16 protein-coding genes are annotated in these 21,907 nt (G+C 63.6%); 8 read left to right on the top strand and 8 right to left on the bottom strand.

The window, feature by feature from the left end; translation table 11 throughout:
- The first annotated feature begins 82 nt into the window (after positions 1-82).
- Together BM019_RS10465 and BM019_RS10460 are read left to right on the top strand one after the other, a co-directional pair.
- Entirely contained in the window at positions 83-763 is a 681-nt protein-coding gene (locus BM019_RS10465) for a heavy metal response regulator transcription factor (protein ID WP_085530306.1), read from the top strand.
- A complete protein-coding gene (locus BM019_RS10460) occupies positions 763-2,124 on the top strand; it encodes a heavy metal sensor histidine kinase (protein ID WP_092418196.1) in 1,362 nt (453 codons plus the stop codon). Before BM019_RS10465 ends, BM019_RS10460 begins: the two co-directional genes overlap by 1 nt.
- Positions 2,125-2,186: 62 nt before the next feature.
- Here the strand turns inward: BM019_RS10460 and BM019_RS10455 are convergent, their stop codons facing one another.
- From BM019_RS10455 to BM019_RS10445, 3 genes are all read right to left on the bottom strand, one after another.
- Positions 2,187-3,431, bottom strand: coding sequence for a lipoprotein-releasing ABC transporter permease subunit (locus BM019_RS10455; protein WP_009047979.1), 1,245 nt, complete (start codon positions 3,429-3,431; stop codon positions 2,187-2,189).
- 64 nt (positions 3,432-3,495) lie between these two features.
- Positions 3,496-4,179, bottom strand: a complete 684-nt coding sequence (gene lolD / locus BM019_RS10450; RefSeq protein ID WP_164485326.1) for a lipoprotein-releasing ABC transporter ATP-binding protein LolD — start codon at positions 4,177-4,179, stop codon at positions 3,496-3,498.
- 7 nt (positions 4,180-4,186) lie between these two features.
- Complete coding sequence (locus BM019_RS10445) at positions 4,187-5,437, bottom strand: lipoprotein-releasing ABC transporter permease subunit (protein ID WP_007926943.1); 1,251 nt, start codon at positions 5,435-5,437, stop codon at positions 4,187-4,189.
- A gap of 94 nt (positions 5,438-5,531) precedes the next feature.
- On the opposite strand from BM019_RS10445, the gene BM019_RS10440 reads away from it, so the two are divergent.
- On the top strand, positions 5,532-6,119 hold the full coding sequence (locus tag BM019_RS10440; RefSeq protein WP_009047976.1) for a PilZ domain-containing protein: 588 nt from the start codon (positions 5,532-5,534) through the stop codon (positions 6,117-6,119).
- A gap of 61 nt (positions 6,120-6,180) precedes the next feature.
- Complete coding sequence (locus BM019_RS10435) at positions 6,181-6,903, top strand: glycerophosphodiester phosphodiesterase (RefSeq protein WP_007926940.1); 723 nt, start codon at positions 6,181-6,183, stop codon at positions 6,901-6,903.
- A 42-nt stretch (positions 6,904-6,945) separates the two neighbouring features.
- Here BM019_RS10435 and sthA read toward each other — a convergent pair whose 3' ends face one another.
- Together sthA and BM019_RS10425 are read right to left on the bottom strand one after the other, a co-directional pair.
- On the bottom strand, positions 6,946-8,340 hold the full coding sequence (gene sthA / locus BM019_RS10430) for a Si-specific NAD(P)(+) transhydrogenase (protein ID WP_007926939.1): 1,395 nt from the start codon (positions 8,338-8,340) through the stop codon (positions 6,946-6,948).
- A gap of 200 nt (positions 8,341-8,540) precedes the next feature.
- Positions 8,541-9,518: an FAD:protein FMN transferase gene (locus tag BM019_RS10425; RefSeq protein WP_092418250.1), complete on the bottom strand. Its 978-nt coding sequence runs from the start codon at positions 9,516-9,518 to the stop codon at positions 8,541-8,543.
- Between the two features lie 373 nt (positions 9,519-9,891).
- Here BM019_RS10425 and BM019_RS10420 point away from each other — a divergent pair, with 373 nt between their 5' ends.
- Positions 9,892-11,190, top strand: a complete 1,299-nt coding sequence (locus BM019_RS10420) for an MFS transporter (RefSeq protein WP_092418195.1) — start codon at positions 9,892-9,894, stop codon at positions 11,188-11,190.
- A gap of 100 nt (positions 11,191-11,290) precedes the next feature.
- Here BM019_RS10420 and BM019_RS10415 read toward each other — a convergent pair whose 3' ends face one another.
- A complete protein-coding gene (locus BM019_RS10415) occupies positions 11,291-12,754 on the bottom strand; it encodes a glyceraldehyde-3-phosphate dehydrogenase (RefSeq protein ID WP_007921292.1) in 1,464 nt (487 codons plus the stop codon).
- 350 nt (positions 12,755-13,104) lie between these two features.
- Between BM019_RS10415 and mfd the strand changes: the two genes are divergently transcribed.
- The 3 genes from mfd to BM019_RS10400 are packed head-to-tail and all read left to right on the top strand — an operon-like array spanning position 13,105 to position 19,833.
- Entirely contained in the window at positions 13,105-16,554 is a 3,450-nt protein-coding gene (mfd, locus tag BM019_RS10410; protein ID WP_092418194.1) for a transcription-repair coupling factor, read from the top strand.
- A 10-nt stretch (positions 16,555-16,564) separates the two neighbouring features.
- On the top strand, positions 16,565-17,128 hold the full coding sequence (locus BM019_RS10405; protein WP_092418193.1) for a CsiV family protein: 564 nt from the start codon (positions 16,565-16,567) through the stop codon (positions 17,126-17,128).
- An 11-nt stretch (positions 17,129-17,139) separates the two neighbouring features.
- Complete coding sequence (locus tag BM019_RS10400) at positions 17,140-19,833, top strand: DEAD/DEAH box helicase (RefSeq protein WP_092418192.1); 2,694 nt, start codon at positions 17,140-17,142, stop codon at positions 19,831-19,833.
- Positions 19,834-19,958: 125 nt separating this feature from the next.
- Here the strand turns inward: BM019_RS10400 and BM019_RS10395 are convergent, their stop codons facing one another.
- A complete protein-coding gene (locus BM019_RS10395; RefSeq protein ID WP_092418191.1) occupies positions 19,959-20,702 on the bottom strand; it encodes an S-methyl-5'-thioinosine phosphorylase in 744 nt (247 codons plus the stop codon).
- An 11-nt stretch (positions 20,703-20,713) separates the two neighbouring features.
- The gene (gene nagZ, locus BM019_RS10390; RefSeq protein WP_175510626.1) at positions 20,714-21,712 is read right to left on the bottom strand and encodes a beta-N-acetylhexosaminidase; all 999 of its coding nucleotides are present in this window, start codon (positions 21,710-21,712) and stop codon (positions 20,714-20,716) included.
- Between the last annotated feature and the right edge of the window lie 195 nt (positions 21,713-21,907).

Here is a 21,907-nt window from a genome sequence, read left to right as displayed (position 1 = left end):
CTAGATTACAACTTTATCAGCTTGTGCCCTGCGGCCGTCACCCAGGGTATAAAGCCCGCGTTCCATTTGCCATGAGCCGCCCATGAAACTGCTGATCGTCGAAGACCAACCGAAAACCGGCCACTACCTGCGCCAGGGCCTGAGCGAGGCAGGCTTCAACGCCGAGCTGGTGGCCGATGGCACCACGGGGCAACACCTGGCGTTGACCGGCGACTATTCCCTGTTGATTCTCGACGTGATGCTGCCGGGCCGCGATGGCTGGCAGATCCTGCAAGCCGTGCGCAGTGCCGGGCTGGAGATCCCGGTACTGTTCCTGACCGCGCGTGATGCGGTGGAAGACCGGGTTCACGGCCTGGAGCTGGGCGCCGACGATTACCTGGTCAAGCCTTTTGCCTTCTCCGAACTGCTGGCCCGGGTCCGCAGCCTGCTGCGCCGCGGCAGCTCCACCCCCCAGGAAACCACCCTGCAACTGGCGGACCTGCGCCTGGACCTGATTCGCCGACGGGTCGAACGCAGCGGCCAGCGCATCGACCTCACCGCCAAGGAATTCTCGTTGCTGGAAATGCTCCTGCGGCGCCAGGGCGAAGTGCTGCCCAAGACGCTGATCGCCTCCCAGGTCTGGGACATGAACTTCGACAGCGACACCAACGTCATCGAGGTGGCGATCCGCCGCTTGCGCCTGAAGATCGATGACGATTACCCGAACAAACTGATCCACACCGTGCGCGGCATGGGCTACGTGCTCGAAGAGCGCCAGGCCTGATGCGCCGCTTGTCCCTGAGCGGCCGCCTGGCCTTGTTGTTCGCCGGCTGCACCGCGGTGGTTTCGTTGCTCGCCGGGGTGCTGTTCAGCCGCGCCAGCGAGGCGCACTTCATCGAGCTCGACCAGCAACTGCTGGAAGGCAAGCTGATCGCCATGCGCAGTGCACTGCAGGGCGCCGACACTCCGCAACGCTTTGCCGAACGCAAGGCACAGCTGCAGGATGAACTCAGCCATCAACCGGACCTGACGCTACGGGTCACAGGGGCGGATAGCGCCGTCTGGTTCGACAGCGCCAAGGTTCTGCCGGCCACTTCGGCCCAGCCGAGCGGACTGCACAGCCTGCAACATGACGGCACCGCCTACCGTGTCTACAGTGCGGCCCTGGAGCCTGGCCAGGCCGGCTCGCCAGAGCTGACCCTGATGCTCGACATCACCCACCACCAGCATTTTCTGCAGCGTATGCAGCACCTGATCTGGCTGACCGTCGGCCTCTCGGCCCTGGCCACCGCGCTGCTCGGGGCCTGGGCCGCGCGCAGCGGCTTGCGTCCGCTACGGCGGATGAGTGAGGTCGCCGCCGGCGTGTCCGCCAGCTCCCTGACCCAGCGCCTGCCAGAGCAGCAGATGCCCGGCGAACTCGCCGAACTGGCCCATGCCTTCAATGCCATGCTCGGACGCCTGGACGACTCCTTCCAGCGCCTCTCCGCGTTCTCGGCGGACATCGCCCATGAGCTGCGCACCCCGCTGTCCAACCTGCTGACCCACACCCAGGTCACCCTCACCCGCCCACGGGCGCTGGAAGACTATCGCGAAGCCCTGCACAGCAACCTCGAAGAGCTGCAATGGATGGCCCAGCTGGTCAACGACATGCTCTACCTGGCCAAGGCCGACCACGGCCTGCTGACGCCGAAACGCGAAGCCCTGGAGCTGGGTGAGGAAACCGACATGCTGCTGGAGTTCTATACGCCGCTGGCCGAAGACGCCGGTATCGCCCTGGGGCGCGAAGGCAGCGCGAAGATCCAGGGCGACCGCAGCATGTTGCGCCGCGCCCTTTCCAACCTGCTGGACAACGCCCTGCGCTTCACCCCGGCTGGCGGCGAAGTGCGAGTGCGGCTTGGCGAGACCGCCAAGGGGTCATACCTGCGGGTGGAAAACACCGGCGAAGGCATTGCGCCTGAACGCTTGCCACGGCTGTTCGACCGCTTCTACCGCGCCGACCCGGCGCGCCATGAAGGCAGCAGTGAACATGCAGGCTTGGGGCTGGCCATCACCCAATCGATCATCCGCGCCCATGGTGGGCAGATTCGTTGCGAATCGACGCAGGGCCGGACGAGCTTTGTGATTGAGTTGCCGAGGCAGGACTAGCGGAGGGGTTGCGAGCAAGCTCCCCGGAGGAGTGAGCTTGCTCGCGATAGCGGGCTTGGGCCTTACGAGTAACGCAACGCCGTCGCCGGCTCGACCTTCGCCGCACGCCACGCTGGATACAGGGTCGCCAGGAAGCTCAGGACGAAACCCGCGGTACAGATCAGGGCCACGTCGCCGCCCTGCAGCTCGGAAGGCAGGTTGCTGACGAAGTACACGTCGGAACTGAAGATGTGCTGGCCGCTGACCCGCTCCAGCCAACCCACCAGCGCGCTGACGTTCAACGCCGCGATCACCCCCAGCACGCCACCGATCAAGGTGCCGACGATACCGATCACCGTGCCCTGGACCATGAAGATCGCCATGATCTGCCGTGGCGTGGCGCCGATAGTGCGCAGGATCGCGATGTCCGCACCCTTGTCGTTCACCACCATGATCAGCGTGGCGATGATGTTGAACGCGGCCACGGCCACGATCATCAGCAGCAACAGGCCGATCATGGTTTTTTCCATCTTCATCGCGCTGAACAGGCTGCCCTGGGTGTGGGTCCAGTCGTCGGCCTTGAAGCCAGCACCCAGGCTGGCTGCGATATCGCTGGAAACCTTGGGCGCGGCGTACAGGTCCTTGACCGCCAGGCGCACGCTCTGCACCTGGTTTGGCTGCCAATGCTGCATCTCGGCGGCATCGGCCACATGGATCAGGCCCATGGAGCCATCGAGCTCGGCCCCGACCTTGAACACCCCGACCACATTCAAACGCTGCATGCGCGGGGTGATGCCGCCCGGCGCGGAGCTGATTTCCGGCACGATCAGGGTCAGCTTGTCGCCGACATTCAGGCGGAAGCGCCGTGCCGTGATCTCACCGATCACCACCCCGAACTCGCCCGGTTTCAAGGCATCCAGGCGGCCCTGCACGATGTGCTGGGCAACGATGGAGACCTTGCCTTCCTGGGCCGGGTCGATGCCGCTGATCTGGATCGGCTGCATCGAGCCCTTGTAGGAGAGCATGCCTTCCATCTCGGTGAACGGCACCGCGGCCGTCACCTCGGGATTTTTCATCGCCGCGGCGGCCACCGGCTGCCAGTCGTCGATCGGCTTGACGCCGACGATGGTGGCGTGGGGCACCATGCCGAGGATGCGCGAGCTCATTTCGCGCTGGAAACCGTTCATCACCGACAGCACCACGATCATCGCCAGCACGCCCAGGGCGAGGCCGATCATCGAGGTCATGGAGATGAAGGAAACAAAGCGATTGCGGCGCTTGGCGCGGGTATAGCGCGTGCCGATAAAGATCGATAACGGTCTGAACATTCGCTGGGGCACCGTATGGAAATTAAAGACCCGACGCCTGTTTCAGGCCCCGGGCTGCGACCAATCAGATGGGCGTCAGGAAACCTTCCTGCAGGTGCAGGACGCGGTCCATCTGGCGAGCCAGGTTCATGTCGTGGGTCACCACCAGGAACGCGGTACGCATCGAGGTGCTGAGTTCCAGCATCAAGTCCTGGATGCCCTGCGCGGTGTGGGAGTCGAGGTTGCCGGTCGGCTCGTCGAGCATCACCAGCCCTGGCTTGTTGACCAGGGCACGGGCGATGGCCACGCGCTGGCGTTCGCCACCGGACAGTTCCGCCGGCTTGTGCTCCAGGCGATGGGCCAGCCCCACCCGCTCCAGCAAGGCGGTGGCCCGCTGACGGGCTTCCGGGATCGCGGTCTTGCCGATCAGCAGCGGCATGCAGACGTTTTCCAGGGCGGTGAATTCCGGCAGCAAGTGGTGGAACTGGTAGACGAAGCCGAGGGAGCGGTTGCGCAGCAGGCCGCGACCCTTCTCGCTCAGCGCCGAAAGCTCCTCGCCGTCGAGCCAGACGCTGCCCTTGGTCGGCGTGTCGAGGCCGCCCAGCAGGTTGAGCAAGGTACTTTTGCCTGAACCTGAGGTACCGACGATCGCCACGCGCTCGCCCGGGTGCAACTCCAGTTGCAGGCCGGACAACACCACCACCGATTCCGGACCTTCCTCGTAGGACTTGCCCAGGTCGCGACAGCTCAGAATTGCTTTTTCACTCATGCCCAACTCACTCATAACGTAGCGCCTCCGCCGGCTGGGTGCGCGCGGCACGCCAGGCTGGATACAGGGTGGCGAGGAAACTCAGGACCAGTGCCGCGCCGCAGACCATCAACACATCCTCGGCCATCAGTTGCGATGGCAGGTAGTCGATGAAGTACACGTCGGCATTGAGGAATTTGTGCCCGATCAGGCCTTCGAGGGCGGAGATCGCCGCGCTCACGTTCAACGCCGCGAACATCCCGACCACGGCGCCGATCAAGGTACCGATCACGCCGATCACCGTGCCCTGGACCATGAAGGTCGCCATGATGCTGGCCGGCGTCGCGCCCAGGGTACGGAGGATCGCGATATCGCCCTTCTTGTCGTTCACCACCATCACCAGGGTGGAAATGATGTTGAAGGCGGCCACGGCGACGATCAGCAGCAACAGCAGGCCGATCATGGCTTTTTCCATGCGGATGGCCTGGTACAGGTTGCCGTGGGTACGGGTCCAGTCACGGGCGTAGTACTGGTTCTCGCCCAGTTGCTCGGCGATTTCCCAGGCGGTGCGTGGCGCCTGGAACAGGTCGTCGAACTTCAGGCGCAGGCCCTGCACCTGGTCCGGCTTCCAGCGATGCAGGCGGCCCAGGTCGTCGAGGTTGGTCAGGCCCAGATAGCCGTCCAGCTCGCCGGCGCCGACATGGAAGATGCCGACCACGGTAAAACGCTTCATGCGCGGAAACATCCCGGCCGGGGTCACCGTGACCTCGGGGGCGACGAAGGTCAGCTTGTCGCCCAGGCCAACCCCCAGCTTGGTCGCGGCCTTGTCGCCGATCACGATGCCGAAGCTGCCGGGGGCCAGGTCGTCCAGCTTGCCCTGCTTCATGAAGTTATCGATGATCGAAACCTGGCGTTCCTTGGCCGGATCGATGGCGTTGAGCAGGACTTTCTGCACCTGGCCATTATTGGTCAGCAACCCCTGCATCTGGGTGAACGGCGCAACCGCCAGCACCTTGGGGTTCTGCTTGACCTTGTCGGCCAGGCCTTGCCAGTCGCTGATCGGCTCACCGGATTCGATGGTCGCGTGGGGCACCATGCCCAGCACGCGGGTGCGCATCTCATGGTCGAAGCCGTTCATCACCGACAGCACGACGATCATCACGACCACGCCCAGGGCGAGTCCGATCATCGAGGTCAGGGAAATGAATGACACGAAATGATTGCGGCGCTTTGCACGGGTATAACGCGTGCCAATAAATACGAAGAGAGGTCTGAACATGTCGGGGCTTGTTCGGAGGAAAAGAAGACGTCCTTGTGGCGGGTCCTGGTAAGCAGCTTTACACTCAGACCACCGCCGCTACCATGGGTTCGCCATGTCGACATTAGATGAAGAAGATCGCCGCGAATACTACCGTATCGAGGACACGATCGCACTGGAAATTAGCCCCTTGTCCGCCCACGAAGCGGCGAGCAAGGAAGTGTTGCAGGATGCGTCGCCGCTGTTCAACCTGCTCAGCGAGCTGCATCTGAGCGAATTCGAATCGCAGCACCTGCTGCGCCAGGTCAGCGAGCGCGACCGGACCCTGGCCAACTACCTCAAGACCATGAACAAGCGCATCGACCTGCTCAGCCAGGTGGTGGCGCAGACCGTGCTCGGCAAGTTCGGTGAGCCGCAGCGGGTGATTCTCTCCGAGGGCGGCATCGAGTTCGAACATCACCTGTCCTACCCGGCCGGCACCCACCTGGCGGTCAAGCTGCTGCTGATGCCCCAGGCCTTGGGCCTGTTGTTGCGGGCCAAGGTCACCCATTGCGAAACCCGCAGTTTCGGCACGTTCGAAATCGGTACCGAGTTCGAATCATTGACCGACGCCCAACGCCAGTTGCTGGCGCGCTATATCCTGCAGAAGCAAGCCCAGGAACGTCGCCAGGCCCGAGAACAGAACGACCCGGCAGCCGATTGACCTGCGGCCCCACCGCGCAGCACTGATCATCTAATGGAAAAATTTCCGTGAAGGAGCAATCGTGACCCTGATTTATGGCCACCGCGGCGCTAAAGGCGAAGCACCGGAAAACACCCTGACCAGCTTCCAGCAGTGCCTCAAGCATGGCGTGCGCCGCTGCGAACTGGACCTGCACCTGTCCATGGACGGCGAGCTGATGGTGATCCACGACCCGACCCTCAAGCGCACCACCGACCGCCGCGGCAAGGTGGTCGAACACAGCGCCGAAGAACTGGTGTCCTATGACGCTCGCAAGGGCGGCCCGGGGTGGGTCACGCCCTGCCCGATCCCGCGCCTGGAAGAACTGTTCGAAAAATGCGACTTCGAGCACTGGCAGCTGGAAGTCAAGAGCGCCTCGCGCACCCGTGCCGCCACCACGGTGCTGGCGATTCGCGAGATGGCGCAGCGTTTCGGCCTGCTGGACAAGGTCACCGTCACCTCCAGCTCACGGGAAGTGCTCAAGGCGGCTGTCGAGCTGACCCCGGATCTGTCGCGCGGGCTGGTCGCCGAATACGCCTGGCTCGACCCGTTGAAGGTCGCGCAAAGCTACGGCTGCGAGATTCTGGCGTTGAACTGGACACTCTGCACCCCGGAGCGGCTGCAACGGGCGCAGCGTCAGGGCTTGCATGTGTCGGTATGGACAGTCAACGAGCCTGCGCTGATGCGCAGGCTCGCCGACTTCGGCGTAGACAGCCTGATTACAGACTTTCCCGGTTTGGCCAGCGCCACGCTCGAGAGTTACTGAAATCGGTCTCCCCGGCCGGCTCAGGCCACCGGCCGGAGTCGCTCAAAAAAGCCGGTTGAGGCCGTCGTAAGCGGCTACCCGATAGGCTTCGGCCATGGTCGGGTAGTTGAACGTGGTGTTGACGAAGTACTTCAGGGTATTGAGTTCGCCCGGCTGGTTCATGATCGCCTGGCCGATGTGCACGATCTCCGAAGCTTGGTAACCGAAGCAGTGCACGCCCAGGACTTCCAGGGTTTCGCGGTGGAACAGGATCTTCAGCATGCCTTGCGGCTCACCGGCGATCTGCGCGCGGGCCATGCTCTTGAAGAAGGCCTTGCCCACTTCGTACGGCACCTTGGCCTGGGTCAGCTCCTGCTCGTTCTTGCCGATCGAACTGATCTCCGGAATGGTGTAGATCCCGGTCGGCACGTCGTTGACGAAGCGCCAGCTGCCGTTATCGACGATGCTGCCGGCGGCCGAACGACCCTGGTCATGGGCGGCACTGGCCAGGCTCGGCCAGCCGATCACGTCGCCGGCGCCGTAGATGTTCGGCACGCAGGTGCGGTAGTTCTCGTCCACCTCGATCTGGCCACGGCTGTTGACCTTGACCCCGATGTTTTCCATGCCCAGCCGGTCGGTATTGCCAGTCCGGCCATTGCACCAGAGCAAGGCGTCGGCCTTGATCTTCTTGCCCGACTTGAGGTGCAGGATCACGCCATTGTCGAGGCCTTCGACGCGGTCGTACTCCTCGTTGTGGCGCACGGTGATGTTGTTGTTGCTGAAGTGGTAGCTCAGCGCCTGGGAAATCTCGGAGTCCAGGAAGCTCAGCAACTGGCCGCGGTTGTCCACCAGCTCGACCAGTACCCCCAGGCCACTGAAGATCGAGGCGTATTCACAACCGATCACGCCAGCGCCGTAAACGATGAGTTTGCGCGGGGTGTGGCCGAGGCTGAGGATGGTGTCGCTATCGTAGATACGCGGGTGGTGGAAATCGATATCGGCCGGACGATATGGACGCGAGCCGGTGGCGATGATGATGTGCTTGGCCACCAGCTTCTCGACCACGCCGTTGGCGCAGACCACTTCGATGGTCTGCTCGTCGGCGAAGCTGCCGGTACCGAAGAACACGTCGACCCGGTTACGCGCGTAGTAGCCAGTGCGCGAGGCGACCTGCTTGGAGATGACTTTCTCGGCGCTTTTCAGCACGTCGGGGAACGAGAACCAGCGTGGCTCGCCAATGGCCCGGAACATCGGGTTGGTGTTGAACTGCATGATCTGCCGGACCGAGTGACGCAAGGCCTTGGACGGGATGGTGCCCAGGTGGGTGCAGTTACCGCCGACCTGGCGACGGCTATCGACCATCGCTACCTTGCGCCCTGCTTTCGCGGCGTTCATCGCCGCACCTTCTCCAGCGGGGCCTGAACCCAGCACCACTACGTCGTAGTTGTAGACAGCCATGCGTACTCCTCAGAACAGGCCGCGGCACCCGTGTGGCACCTGCGGCTAAATCATGCCGCGGCCAGCGGCATGAAGGATCAATTTGGCTCGGTTACGAACCCGGGCACAGTCTATAGAAGCGTCAACGCCGCGCACATTAACCCTTGGTCGCGTCGCCGGCTACTTTTGCCTGCGACATCGCGCCGCGGCACCGCGCAAGATTACTGCTTTTGTCCGGCAAACAGGCGATCAAACGCGCGGTTGCTGCGTGTGACGAAGCCTGTATCGGCGCGGATCACAAAAAATGCGGCGATATCGTGTTTTTCCGCGTAATCCCAACCGCGTTCGGGGCCGAGGATCAGCAGCAGGGTCGACAGACCATCGGCCATCACGGCCGCGGGATGAATCACCGTGACCGAAGCCAGCCCATGCTCGACAGGCCTGCCGGTGCGAGCGTCGAAGGCGTGGGAATAACGCTGTCCATCGCGCTGGAAATAATTGCGGTAGTCGCCGGAAGTCGAAACCCCATAACCATCGACGGCGATGACCCGCTCGGCCAGCTGTCGATCGTCCCGCGGCTCCTCCAGGGCAATGCGCCACGCCGAACCGTCGGGTTTCCTGCCGACGGCCTTGAGTTCGCCGGTGGCTTCGACCAGGTAACTGTCGATGCCCATTTCCGCGAGCCTGGCGGCAATCCGGTCCACCGCATGACCGGCGGCGATGCTGTTGAAATCCACCTCGACCGCGGCGTCCTTGCACAGCTGGTCGCCCTCGATACGCAGATGGGTATAGCCGACTCGCTGCCGCACCTGCGCCAGCGCCGTATCGCTCGGCACCGCCTCACCGCGCCCCTGCGGACCGAAGCCCCAGAGGTTGAGCAACGGCTCGACCGTCAGATCGAAGGCGCCCTGGCTGTCCCGCGACAGCTGCTGGCCAATCTCGATCAAGCGCAGGACCGCCGCCGGCATCGCCTGGCAGCTATTGGCCGGCAGATCGTTGAAGCGTTCGATGTCCGAGTCGCTGCGATAGGTCGACATCTGCCGGTCGATCTGCGCAAGTATCCGCTCGACCTGGGCCTGCACCTCACTCGGTGCAGCCAGGCCTGCCCGCCTCACATACTTGATCGAGTAGGTGCTGCCCATGGTCGGGCCGCCAAAACTTTCCAGCGAGTCGCCCCGATCACATCCAGCCAGGGCCATGACCAAAACGACAGGAAGCCACCCTCGCACCCAAGATCCACCCAGCAAGACTTCGCCTCCCGACAATCGATTTCCCTCCCGGCTTCGTCCGACCAGGGCGGGCCATTATGCGGCAGCCAGCGGGGATTTGATGCAGGCCGAACCCGGCTCATCGCGAGCTTGCTCCTGCGGGTTTATTCCGCGAACTGGCGGGCAATAAATCCCAAGCCGTCCATCTACTTAGCAAGCAAGCTAAGAGTTTTTGTTGCCTCGACGGACTCATACACATATTGTTACAAAATGTCTGGCCTGCGGCTTAGCCGCCCCAGACCGGGCAGCCAGGACGGATAACAACCAGGGATCGCTAACAAAATAGCCAAAGTGAGTGAATAAAATGTCCACGACCACGGGCAAAGGCAAGGCGATCTTTCGCGTTGTCAGCGGCAACTTTCTGGAGATGTTCGACTTCATGGTCTACGGCTTTTACGCCACGGCCATTGCCAAGACCTTCTTCCCTGCCGACAGTGCTTTCGCGTCATTGATGCTGTCGCTGGCGACCTTCGGCGCCGGCTTCCTGATGCGCCCGCTAGGCGCGATCTTTCTTGGCGCTTATATCGACCGTCATGGCCGGCGCCGGGGCCTGATCATCACCCTGCTGCTCATGGCCGCGGGCACCGTGCTGATCGCCTGCGTCCCGGGTTATGCCACCCTCGGCGTCGCCGCGCCGTTGCTGGTGCTGCTCGGCCGATTGCTGCAGGGCTTCTCTGCCGGTGTGGAACTGGGTGGCGTCTCGGTTTACCTCGCGGAAATCTCCACCCCGGGCCGCAAGGGCTTCTTCGTCAGCTGGCAATCGGCGAGTCAACAGGCCGCCGTGGTCTTCGCCGGCCTGCTGGGCGTTGGCCTGAACCACTGGCTGAGCCCGGAACAAATGGGCGACTGGGGCTGGCGCATGCCGTTCCTGGTGGGCTGCATGATAGTGCCGGCGATCTTCATGATCCGTCGTTCGCTGGAAGAAACCCCGGAGTTCCAGGCACGCAAGCACCGCCCTACCCTGCGGGAAATCATCCGTTCCATCGGCCAGAACTTCGGCATCGTCCTGGCCGGCATGGCACTGGTGGTGATGACCACTGTGTCCTTCTACCTGATCACCGCCTACACCCCGACCTTCGGCAAGGCCGAATTGCAGCTGTCGGACCTGGACGCCCTGCTGGTCACCGTGTGCATCGGCCTGTCGAACTTCTTCTGGCTGCCGGTGATGGGCGCCGTCTCGGACAAGGTCGGGCGCAAACCGCTGCTGCTGGCGGCGACCGTCCTGGCGATCCTCACGGCTTACCCGGCACTGTCCTGGCTGGTGGCCAACCCGAGTTTCAGCCACCTGCTGATCGTCGAGCTGTGGCTGTCCTTCCTCTATGGCTCGTACAACGGCGCCATGGTGGTGGCTCTCACCGAGATCATGCCGGTTGAAGTACGCACCACCGGCTTCTCCCTGGCCTACAGCCTGGCCACCGCCACCTTTGGCGGCTTCACGCCGGCGGCCTGCACCTACCTGATCCATGCGCTGGACAACAAGGCGGCGCCGGGGATCTGGCTCAGCGGCGCGGCGGTGCTGGGCCTGATCGCGACCCTGGTGCTGTTCCGCGGCAACAAGCATGAACTGCGCACTGCGCAGGCAGCAGTAGTGGGCGGCGCCTGATCGACCGTCTTCGCGGACAATCAACTCATCCCTCCAGCCGTCAAACGCCACAAACAAAAACGCCCCGACAAGTCGGGGCGTTTTCATCTGCGGCTAAGGCTTAGCGCGGGAACGCAGGCGGGTTCACACCGGCCATGTCTTCCATCACGCGAACCACCTGGCAGCTGTAACCGAATTCGTTGTCGTACCAGACGTACAGAACAACGCGGTTATCCTGGGTGATGGTCGCTTCAGCGTCCACCACACCGGCGTGGCGCGAGCCCACGAAGTCGGTGGAAACCACTTCCTGGGAATTGACGAAGTCGATCTGCTTGTGCAGATCGGAGTGCAGCGCCATGTAGCGCAGGTACTCGTTCATCTCTTCACGGGTAGCGGCTTTCTCAAGGTTCAGGTTGAGAATGGCCATCGACACGTTTGGCGTCGGAACGCGGATCGCGTTACCGGTCAGCTTGCCGGCCAGCTCAGGCAGGGCCTTGGCGGCAGCGGTGGCAGCACCGGTCTCGGTGATGACCATGTTCAGCGCGGCGCTACGGCCACGACGATCGCCCTTGTGGAAGTTGTCGATCAGGTTCTGGTCGTTGGTGTACGAGTGAACGGTTTCGACGTGACCGTTGACGATGCCGAACTTGTCGTTCACGGCCTTGAGCACCGGCACGATGGCGTTGGTGGTGCAGGAGGCGGCGGAAACGATCTTGTCGTCAGCGGTGATTTCGGCGTGGTTGATACCGTGAACGATGTTCTTCAGCTTGCCTTTGCCAGGCGCGGTCAGAACGACGCGGTCGATACCCGGGCAGGCCAGGTGCTGACCCAGGCCGTCGGCGTCACGCCATACACCGGTGTTGTCCACCAGCAGCGCGTCTTTGATGCCGTACTGGGTGTAGTCCACCTCGGTCGGGTTCTTCGCGTAGATAACCTGGATCAGGTTGCCGTTGGCGGTGATGGTGTTGTTGGCTTCGTCGATGGTGATGGTGCCGTTGAACGAACCGTGTACCGAATCGCGACGCAGCAGGCTGGCGCGCTTGGTCAAGTCGTTCTCGGCGCCTTTGCGCACCACGATGGCGCGCAGGCGCAGGCCGTCGCCGCCACCGGTTTTCTCGATCAGGATGCGCGCCAGCAGACGGCCGATACGACCGAAGCCGTACAGGACCACGTCGGTGCCTTTGCGGGGCGAAGCGTTTTGCTGGCCAACCACGTCAGCCAGCTCTTCGCGAACGAATTGCTCGGCGGTGCGGCCATTGCCTTCGTTACGGAATTTGAACGCCAACTTGCCCAGGTCCACCGAAGCCGCGCCGAGCTTGAGCTCGCTCATGGCCTTGAGCAGTGGGAATGTTTCGTGGACGGAGAGTTCGCTATCGTCGGAAGAGCGATGGCGAGCAAAGCGGTGAGCTTTGAGAATCGCGATGACAGACTGGTTGATCAGGCTGCGGCCATAGATCGAGCTCACCACATTGTTATTGCGGTAGAGCTGACCGATAAGCGGAATCATCGCTTCTGCGAGCGCTTCACGGTCGATCCATTCACCAAGACACTGGTCGGGCTTCTGAGTCACGGGAACCTTCCACATGTAGGGGCTGAAAAAAGGGGCTACATTATGCAGCCGAGTCCCCTGCGTAGCAATGCGCGCCTGTCGCGCGGAACGTAACAAAAACCCATCCGAAAAAAATACACCCCGCTCCAGCCCAGTAAATACGCGGCTTCCAGAAAGACCTCATTTTGCGCGGTATCCCAGCGTTGTCTGTAACCCTCCGTAACACCGCCCCGATTCGGCACTACATTTCCCGCCAAAAAACGCGTTTTTTTGTCATAACCACTACATTTTCCGCAACCGCGTAATAGACACATCAGCAACTGACAGCCGGTACGCCGGACCGCTACAATTACCGACTTTGTCGCAACGCTGGAGCTCAACCTTCCGTGCCCGTTCTGCGTCTACCGCAACTCCCTGCCGCCGCCGGCAAACAGCACTGGGGCAATCTGCCCGGTGCCGCCCTCAGCCTCGCCATTGCCGAGGCTGCCAGCGCCGCCAAGCGCTTCACCCTGCTGCTGACCGCCGACAGCCAAAGTGCCGAACGGCTGGAGCAGGAGCTGAGTTTCTTCGCCCCGGATTTGCCTGTGCTGCATTTCCCGGACTGGGAAACCCTGCCCTACGACCTGTTCTCGCCGCACCAGGACATCATCTCCCAGCGGATCGCCAGCCTGTACCGGCTGCCGGAGCTGGAGCATGGCGTGCTGGTGGTGCCGATCACCACCGCCCTGCATCGCCTGGCGCCGACCAAGTTCCTGCTGGGCAGCAGCCTGGTGCTGGACATCGGCCAGAAGCTGGATGTCGAACAGATGCGCACTCGCCTGGAAGCCAGCGGCTATCGCTGTGTCGACACGGTCTACGAGCACGGCGAGTTCGCGGTGCGCGGCGCCTTGATCGACCTGTTCCCGATGGGCAGCAAACTGCCTTATCGCATCGACCTGTTCGACGATGAAATCGAGACCCTGCGCACCTTCGATCCGGAAAACCAGCGCTCCATCGACAAGGTCGATTCGGTGCGCCTGCTGCCGGCGAAAGAATTCCCGCTGCAGAAAGAAGCCGTCACCCGCTTCAAGGCCCGTTTCCGCGAACGCTTCGACGTCGATTTCCGCCGCTGCCCGATCTTCCAGGACCTGAGCAGCGGGATCACCCCGGCTGGCATCGAGTATTACCTGCCGCTGTTCTTCGAAGACACTTCGACCCTGTTCGACTACCTGCCCCAGGACACCCAGGTGTTTTCCCTGCCGGGCATCGAACAGGCGGCCGAGAACTTCTGGAACGACGTGCGCAACCGTTACGAAGAACGCCGCGTCGATCCATCCCGTCCTTTATTGCCGCCTGCCGAATTGTTCCTGCCGGTGGAAGACTGCTTTGCCCGCCTGAAAAGCTGGCCGCGGGTGGTCGCCAGCCAGCAGGACATCGAGGCTGGCGGCGGCCGCGAGCGCTTCCCGGCGCAGCCCCTACCCAACCTCGCCATCGAAGCCAAGGCCAATCAGCCGCTGGCGGCCCTGGCCAGTTTCCTCGATGAATTCTCCGGACGCGTGCTGTTCACCGCCGAATCCGCCGGGCGCCGCGAGGTGCTGCTGGAGTTGCTGGAGCGCCTGAAGCTGCGGCCGAAGACCGTCGACAGCTGGCCGGACTTCGTCGCGGGCAAGGATCGCCTGGCGATCACCATCGCACCGCTGGACGAAGGCTTGCTGCTGGACGATCCGGCCCTGGCGCTGGTGGCCGAAAGCCCGCTGTTCGGCCAGCGCGTGATGCAGCGCCGGCGCCGGGAAAAACGCGCCGACGCCAACAACGATGCGGTGATCAAGAACCTCACCGAGCTGCGCGAAGGCGCGCCGGTGGTGCATATCGATCACGGCGTGGGCCGCTACCTGGGCCTGGCCACCCTGGAAATCGACAACCAGGCCGCGGAATTCCTCACCCTCGAATACGCCGAGGGCGCCAAGCTCTATGTGCCGGTGGCCAACCTGCACCTGATCGCCCGCTACACCGGTAGCGACGACGCCCTGGCGCCGCTGCACCGCCTGGGTTCGGAAACCTGGCAGAAAGCCAAGCGCAAGGCCGCCGAACAGGTGCGCGATGTCGCCGCCGAACTGCTGGACATCTACGCTCGCCGCGCGGCCCGCGAAGGCTATGCCTTTGCCGATCCAAAAGCCGACTACGCCACCTTCAGCGCCGGCTTCCCGTTCGAAGAAACCCCCGACCAGCAAACCACCATCGAAGCGGTGCGCGAGGACATGCTCGCGGCCAAGCCGATGGACCGCCTGGTCTGCGGCGACGTCGGCTTCGGCAAGACCGAAGTGGCGATGCGCGCCGCCTTCATCGCCGTGCATGGCGGCAAGCAAGTGGCGATCCTGGTGCCCACCACCCTGCTCGCCCAGCAGCACTACAACAGCTTCCGCGACCGCTTCGCCGACTGGCCGGTGACCGTGGAAGTGATGAGCCGCTTCAAGTCCGCCAAGGAAGTGAATGCCGCGGTGGCCGACCTGGCCGAAGGCAAGATCGACATCGTCATCGGCACCCACAAGCTGTTGCAGGACGATGTGAAGATCAAGAACCTCGGGCTGGTGATCATCGACGAAGAACACCGCTTCGGCGTGCGCCAGAAAGAACAGCTCAAGGCCCTGCGCAGCGAGGTCGACATCCTGACCCTGACCGCCACGCCGATTCCGCGCACGCTGAACATGGCGGTGTCGGGCATGCGCGACCTGTCGATCATCGCCACGCCACCGGCCCGACGCCTGTCGGTGCGCACCTTCGTCATGGAGCAGAACAAGAGCACGGTCAAAGAGGCCCTGCTGCGCGAGCTGCTGCGTGGCGGCCAGGTCTACTACCTGCACAACGACGTGAAGACCATCGAGAAATGCGCCGCCGACCTCGCCGAACTGGTGCCGGAAGCGCGCATCGGCATCGGCCACGGGCAGATGCGCGAACGCGAACTCGAACAGGTGATGAGCGACTTCTACCACAAGCGCTTCAACGTGCTGATCGCCTCGACCATCATCGAGACCGGCATCGACGTGCCGAGTGCCAACACCATCATCATCGAGCGCGCCGACAAGTTCGGCCTGGCCCAGCTGCACCAGTTGCGCGGCCGGGTCGGTCGCAGTCACCACCAGGCCTATGCCTACCTGCTGACGCCACCGCGCCAGCAGATCACCCCGGACGCGGAAAAGCGCCTGGAGGCGATCGCCAACACCCAGGACCTCGGCGCCGGCTTCGTGCTCGCCACCAACGACCTGGAGATCCGCGGTGCCGGCGAACTGCTGGGGGATGGCCAAAGCGGCCAGATCCAGGCGGTGGGCTTCACCCTTTATATGGAGATGCTCGAGCGCGCGGTGAAAGCCATCCGCAAGGGCGAGCAGCCGAACCTCGACCAGCCGCTGGGCGGTGGTCCGGAAATCAACCTGCGCCTGCCGGCGCTGATTCCCGAAGACTACCTGCCGGATGTGCACGCGCGACTGATCCTGTACAAGCGCATCGCCTCGGCCACCGATGAGGACGGCCTGAAGGACCTGCAGGTGGAGATGATCGACCGCTTCGGCCTGCTGCCGGAACCGACCAAGAACCTGGTACGCCTGACCCTGCTGAAACTGCAGGCCGAGCAACTGGGCATCAAGAAGGTCGACGGCGGCCCGCAGGGCGGTCGTCTCGAGTTCGCCGCCGATACCCCGGTGGACCCGCTGGCGCTGATCAAACTCATCCAGGGCCAACCCAATCGCTACAAATTTGAAGGCGCCACGCTGTTCAAATTCATGGTGCCGATGGAACGTCCGGAAGAACGCTTCAACACATTGGAGGCGCTGTTCGAGCGCCTCACCCCGAAAACTGCTTGAAGGACGCCCCATGCGCCTGTTTCGCTCACTGACCTTGCTCCTGACCCTGGTCGCTCCCTCGGCGTTTGCCGACATGTATCAGGTCGAAATGATTCTGGTCCGGCAGAACGCGGTTCCCGCCATCGTCAGCCGCGCCGCCCCCGAAGACTGGGCCGCCGGCGCCCAACGCCTGGGCGCCGACAGCCAGCGCACCCCGGCGCTGGGTGGCGTGGTCGAGAAACTCACCGCCAGCGGCGACTACAGCGTGCTGATGCACAAGGCCTGGCAACAGGCGCTGGACGAAAACCCGGTGAAAGTCGCGGTCAGCGAGGGCCAGGAACAGTTCGGCCAGTTCCCGATCGAGGGCACCCTGACCCTCAAGCTCGGGCGCTTCACCGATGTGGATGCGCAGTTCTGGGTCAACCGGATCGACAGCAACGGCCTGGTGACCGCCAGCGAACGCCTGAAACAGGAAAGCCACACCAAGAACGGCCAGCTCAACTACCTCGACAACGGTCACCTGGCCCTGCTGATCAAGATCACCTCGCTGTCGGCCCCCACGCCGCGCGAGGCGCCGCCTGAAATCGTGGACTGACAGAAGTCCCTATGCCCCCGACCCTGACCAAACCCCTGGCACCTTCCTGGGTCAGCCGATTCAAGGAACAAGCCCTGGAGCGTGGCCGCCGCTACGCCCTGGAGAACCGCGTCAGGATCGTCCAGGCCGGCGACAGCGTCATCACCGCCAGTTGCGAGGGCTCGGGAGGCAACGTCTATCGACAGACCATCAGCCTGCGCGAGTCGGCCAGGAACACCTTGCTGATGGTCGAAGCCTCCTGCACCTGCCCGGTGCGCAGCAATTGCAAACACATTGCCGCGGTGCTGCTGAAAATCGAGGAGACCCTGGCCTATCCGGCGGCGGCGAAAGACGCCGAGCTGCTGGAAAAACTCCAGGCCGTCCTGGAAAACCGCAGCCCCGCCCCGCTGCCGCAACAGATCGTCGACAACGTGCAGCCAGTGCCCCGGCTGTGGCTGGCCAGTATCGAGTTCAGCGCCTTCGAACCGCGTAACGGCAAGATGCAGCGCTACATCCAGCACCGTGCCGCGCTGTCGTTCAGCTACCTGGAGGAATACGTCAGCGGGCAGAAAAACGCCGACGTGGTGATTCGCCAGGAACACCAGACCCTGCGCATCAAGCGCCAGCCGGAAGTCGAACAACGCTATCGCGAACAGCTGCGGGCGCTGGGTTTCAAGATCGCCACCCGGCAAAGCAAAGCCCTGCCGGAAAGCGCCGGCGAGCTGTATGAAATGGTCAACGACAGCGCCTGGCTGACCTTCACCCTCAACGAACTGCCCAAGCTGCGCACCCAGGGCTGGGAGCTGCAGATCGACGACGACTTCGGCTTCGACCTGACCGCCGTGGACGACTGGTACGCCACGGTGGACGAAGCGCCGGGGCGCGACTGGTTCGACCTGGAACTGGGCATCATCGTCAACGGCGAGCGCCTGAGCCTGCTGCCGATCCTGCTCAACCTGATGCGCTCCCATACCGAGATCCTCAACCCGGAGCGCCTGGCCAGACGCCGGGACGACGAGCTGATCCTGGTGAATATTCCCGGGCGCCCCAACTCGCCCAACGGCCCCCTGCAAGTGGCGTTGCCCTATGGCCGGCTGAAGCCGGTGCTGGCCACCCTGGGCGAGTTCTATCTGCAGGAATCCGGCGAAACCACACTGCGCCTGAGCAGTGTCGACGCGACCCGCCTCAATCCGCTGGAAGACCTGCCCCTGCTCTGGGAAGGCGGCGAACACATCCGCTCCTTCGCCCAGCGGCTGCGCGACATCAAGGACTACTCGGCCCCCGCGCCGGAGGGCCTGAACGCCACGCTGCGCCCCTATCAGCTCGAAGGCCTGAGCTGGATGCAGTCCCTGCGCCAGCTGGAAGTCGGCGGCATCCTGGCCGACGACATGGGCCTGGGCAAAACCCTGCAGACCTTGGCCCATGTGCTCAGCGAAAAGAACGCCGGGCGCCTGGACCGGCCGTGCATGGTGGTGATGCCCACCAGCCTGATCCCCAACTGGCTCGACGAGGCGGCGCACTTCACACCGCAACTCAAGGTCCTGGCCCTGTATGGCGCCGGCCGCCATAAGCACTTCGCCCGGCTGAGCGACTACGACCTGATCCTGACCACCTACGCGCTACTGCCCAAGGATGTCGAGCAACTCGCCGCCCTGCCCCTGCATGTCCTGGTGCTGGATGAGGCGCAATACATCAAGAACCCGTCGAGCAAGGCGGCCCAGGCCGCGCGCGCGCTCAATGCCCGGCAGCGCCTGTGCCTGAGCGGCACGCCACTGGAGAATCACCTGGGCGAGCTGTGGTCGCTGTTCCATTTCCTGCTGCCCGGCTGGCTGGGGGACGTGAAGAGCTTCAATCGCGACTACCGCGTGCCGATCGAAAGGCATGCCAGCGAAGTGCGCCTGCAGCACCTCAATGGGCGGATCAAGCCCTTCCTGTTGCGCCGCACCAAGGAACAGGTGGCCACCGAACTGCCGCCCAAGACCGAGATCATCCATTGGGTGGAGCTCAATGAAGCCCAGCGCGATGTGTACGAAACCATGCGCCTGGCCATGGACAAGAAAGTCCGCGACGAGATCACCCGCAAGGGCGTGGCCCGCAGCCAGATCATCATTCTTGAAGCGTTGCTGAAACTGCGCCAGGTGTGCTGCGACCTGCGCCTGGTCAACGAAGACGCGGTGCCGGCGCGAGGCAGCTCCTCCGGCAAGCTCGACAGCCTGATGGAGATGCTCGAGGAACTGTTCGACGAGGGTCGGCGCATCCTGCTGTTCTCGCAATTCACCTCGATGCTGAGCCTGATCGAAGCCGAGCTTAAACGGCGCAACGTCGCCTACGCCCTGCTGACCGGGCAGACCCGCGATCGCCGCACGCCGGTCAGGGACTTCCAGGGCGGCAAGCTGCAGATCTTCCTGATCAGCCTGAAAGCCGGCGGCGTCGGCCTCAACCTGACCGAAGCCGACACCGTGATCCACTACGACCCCTGGTGGAACCCGGCCACGGAAAACCAGGCCACCGACCGCGCCTATCGAATTGGCCAGGAGAAGCCGGTGTTCGTCTACAAGCTGATTGCCCGCGGCACGGTGGAAGAGAAAATCCAGCACCTGCAGCAGGAGAAGTCCGACCTGGCCGCGGGCGTACTGGATGGGCGCAAGGCCGGGGACTGGAAGCTGCAGAGCGAAGACATCGAAGCCCTCTTCGCCCCGCTGCCCGACAAGAAAGGCGGACGCTGATCTGGAGCCGCTGGTGCAGCCTGCGATCGGCTGAGCAGCAGACGTAAAGCCTCACGATGTTTCAGTAATATCGCAGACTCAGGTTTTGCGAGCGCTGCGCGCTCGATCGCAGCCTGCGGCAGCGGCTACAGGTTTGCTGCGAGGATTCGCGCCAACGTCGATTTCACCTTACCCATGCCGTCCTGCAACGCCTGCTCGATCTCGGCCATGGTAATCACCGCAACGGACTTGCCCGCCGCCGGGTTCACCACCAGCGCCAGGCAGGCGTAGTCCAGCTCCAGCTCCCGGGCCAACGCCGCTTCCGGCATGCCGGTCATACCGACGATGTCGCAGCCGTCACGTTCCAGGCGGGCGATCTCCGCCACGGTTTCCAGGCGCGGGCCCTGGGTGCAGGCGTACACGCCCTGACTGCTGAATTCGCAGCCTTCGGCGGCCAGCGCGGCAATCAATTGCTGGCGCAGCGAATCACTGTAGGGATAGCTGAAGTCGATGTGGGTGACCTGCTCCAGGTCGTCGGCAAAATAGGTGTGCTCGCGACCGCTGGTGTAGTCGATCAGCTGATGCGGCACGCAGAAATGCCCGGAGCCCATCGCCGGATGAATGCCACCCACCGCGTTGACCGCCAGAATCGCCTCGGCGCCAGCCTGCTTCAGCGCCCAGAGATTGGCCCGATAGTTCACCTGATGCGGCGGGAAGCGATGCGGATGACCGTGACGCGCCAGAAACAGCACCTCGCGACCGGCGTATTCACCCTTCTGGATATCCGCCGACGGAGCGCCATAGGGCGTGTCCAGGGGCAAGGATTGGTGAATGCTCAAGCCTTCGAGCCGGGTCAGGCCGGTACCGCCGATAATCGCGTAGACCGTCATCGCAAAAGCCCTTAATCGATCAGTTGGGCATCTTTGAGTGCGCCGAGCGCCGTCAGCCAGCGCGGATCCTGACGATAGTCGGTGCAGGCGAACGCCTGGCCACGCATCCGCGCGATCCGCGCCGACGGCGTCACTTTCAGACGCTGGGCCGCGCTCAGGGCCAGCTCGGCCGCCGCCCGATCGTTGCACACCAGGCCCATGTCGCAACCAGCCGACAGCGCCGCTTCGATCCGGCTCGCGGCATCGCCCACCACATGAGCACCGGCCATCGACAGGTCGTCACTGAAGATGACACCGTCGAACTGCAATTCACCGCGCAGGATCTCCTGCAACCAACGACGGGAAAACCCGGCTGGCTGGGCATCGACCTGAGGGTAGATGACGTGGGCCGGCATCACCGCCGCCAACTGCTTGCTCAGGCGCGCGAAAGGCACCAGGTCCTTGGCCCGAATCTCGTCGAGGCTGCGCTCGTCATTGGGGATCGCCACGTGGGAGTCCGCCTCGGCCCAGCCGTGCCCGGGGAAATGCTTGCCCGTGGCCGCCATGCCGGCGCTGTTCATGCCACGGATAAAGGCGCCTGCCAGCAAGGCGGCGCGCTCGGGGTCGCCCTCGAAGGAACGGGTGCCCACCACGGCGCTGCGCTGATGATCGAGGTCCAGCACCGGCGCGAAGCTCAAGTCCAGGCCGACGGCCAGCACTTCGGTGGCCATGATCCAGCCGCACTGCTCGGCCAGGTACTCGGCATTCGGATTGTCGGCGATGGCACGCATGGCCGGCAGCCGCACGAAGCCCTGGCGCAGGCGTTGCACGCGACCGCCCTCCTGGTCCACCGCCAGCAGCAGGTCCGGGCGAATCGCCCGAATGGACGCGCTCAGCTCACGCACCTGCCGCGGATGCTCGATATTGCGGACAAAGATGATCAGCCCACCCACTTCGGGCTGGCGCAGGAGTTGGCGATCTTCAGCCGTCAGCCAGGTACCGGCGACATCCACCATCAAGGAGCCTTGCAGGCCTGTGGTCATAGCAATTCCTTAGTAACGAAGTGCGCGCACGGCACCGCAAAGGGTGCTGGCGTGGCGCGGACGCACGAATCCATTGCCGGCGGCAAGGCCCGGCAAGCGACGATCGGCGAAAGGTGTGAAGAGAGGTAGGAAACGAGAGTCGACATGGGCGGCTAGCTTAGCGGATGTAAGCTGCCGCGCCCA

Origin of the sequence: Pseudomonas sp. NFPP07 (assembly GCF_900115645.1) — a bacterium.
GTDB lineage: Bacteria > Pseudomonadota > Gammaproteobacteria > Pseudomonadales > Pseudomonadaceae > Aquipseudomonas > Aquipseudomonas chlororaphis.
Note: the sequence above shows the minus strand (reverse complement) of the source record. Positions and strands in the feature narration are given on the sequence as shown.

Excerpts from the sequence above, each read along its gene's own strand:
- BM019_RS10465 (WP_085530306.1), top strand. The coding sequence starts at position 83 with ATGAAACTGCTGATCGTCGAAGACCAACCGAAAACCGGCCACTACCTG.
- BM019_RS10460 (WP_092418196.1), top strand. The coding sequence starts at position 763 with ATGCGCCGCTTGTCCCTGAGCGGCCGCCTGGCCTTGTTGTTCGCCGGC.
- BM019_RS10455 (WP_009047979.1), bottom strand. The coding sequence starts at position 3,431 with ATGTTCAGACCGTTATCGATCTTTATCGGCACGCGCTATACCCGCGCC.
- lolD (WP_164485326.1), bottom strand. The coding sequence starts at position 4,179 with ATGAGTGAAAAAGCAATTCTGAGCTGTCGCGACCTGGGCAAGTCCTAC.
- BM019_RS10445 (WP_007926943.1), bottom strand. The coding sequence starts at position 5,437 with ATGTTCAGACCTCTCTTCGTATTTATTGGCACGCGTTATACCCGTGCA.
- BM019_RS10440 (WP_009047976.1), top strand. The coding sequence starts at position 5,532 with ATGTCGACATTAGATGAAGAAGATCGCCGCGAATACTACCGTATCGAG.
- sthA (WP_007926939.1), bottom strand. The coding sequence starts at position 8,340 with ATGGCTGTCTACAACTACGACGTAGTGGTGCTGGGTTCAGGCCCCGCT.
- BM019_RS10425 (WP_092418250.1), bottom strand. The coding sequence starts at position 9,518 with ATGGCCCTGGCTGGATGTGATCGGGGCGACTCGCTGGAAAGTTTTGGC.
- BM019_RS10420 (WP_092418195.1), top strand. The coding sequence starts at position 9,892 with ATGTCCACGACCACGGGCAAAGGCAAGGCGATCTTTCGCGTTGTCAGC.
- BM019_RS10415 (WP_007921292.1), bottom strand. The coding sequence starts at position 12,754 with ATGTGGAAGGTTCCCGTGACTCAGAAGCCCGACCAGTGTCTTGGTGAA.
- BM019_RS10405 (WP_092418193.1), top strand. The coding sequence starts at position 16,565 with ATGCGCCTGTTTCGCTCACTGACCTTGCTCCTGACCCTGGTCGCTCCC.
- BM019_RS10400 (WP_092418192.1), top strand. The coding sequence starts at position 17,140 with ATGCCCCCGACCCTGACCAAACCCCTGGCACCTTCCTGGGTCAGCCGA.
- BM019_RS10395 (WP_092418191.1), bottom strand. The coding sequence starts at position 20,702 with ATGACGGTCTACGCGATTATCGGCGGTACCGGCCTGACCCGGCTCGAA.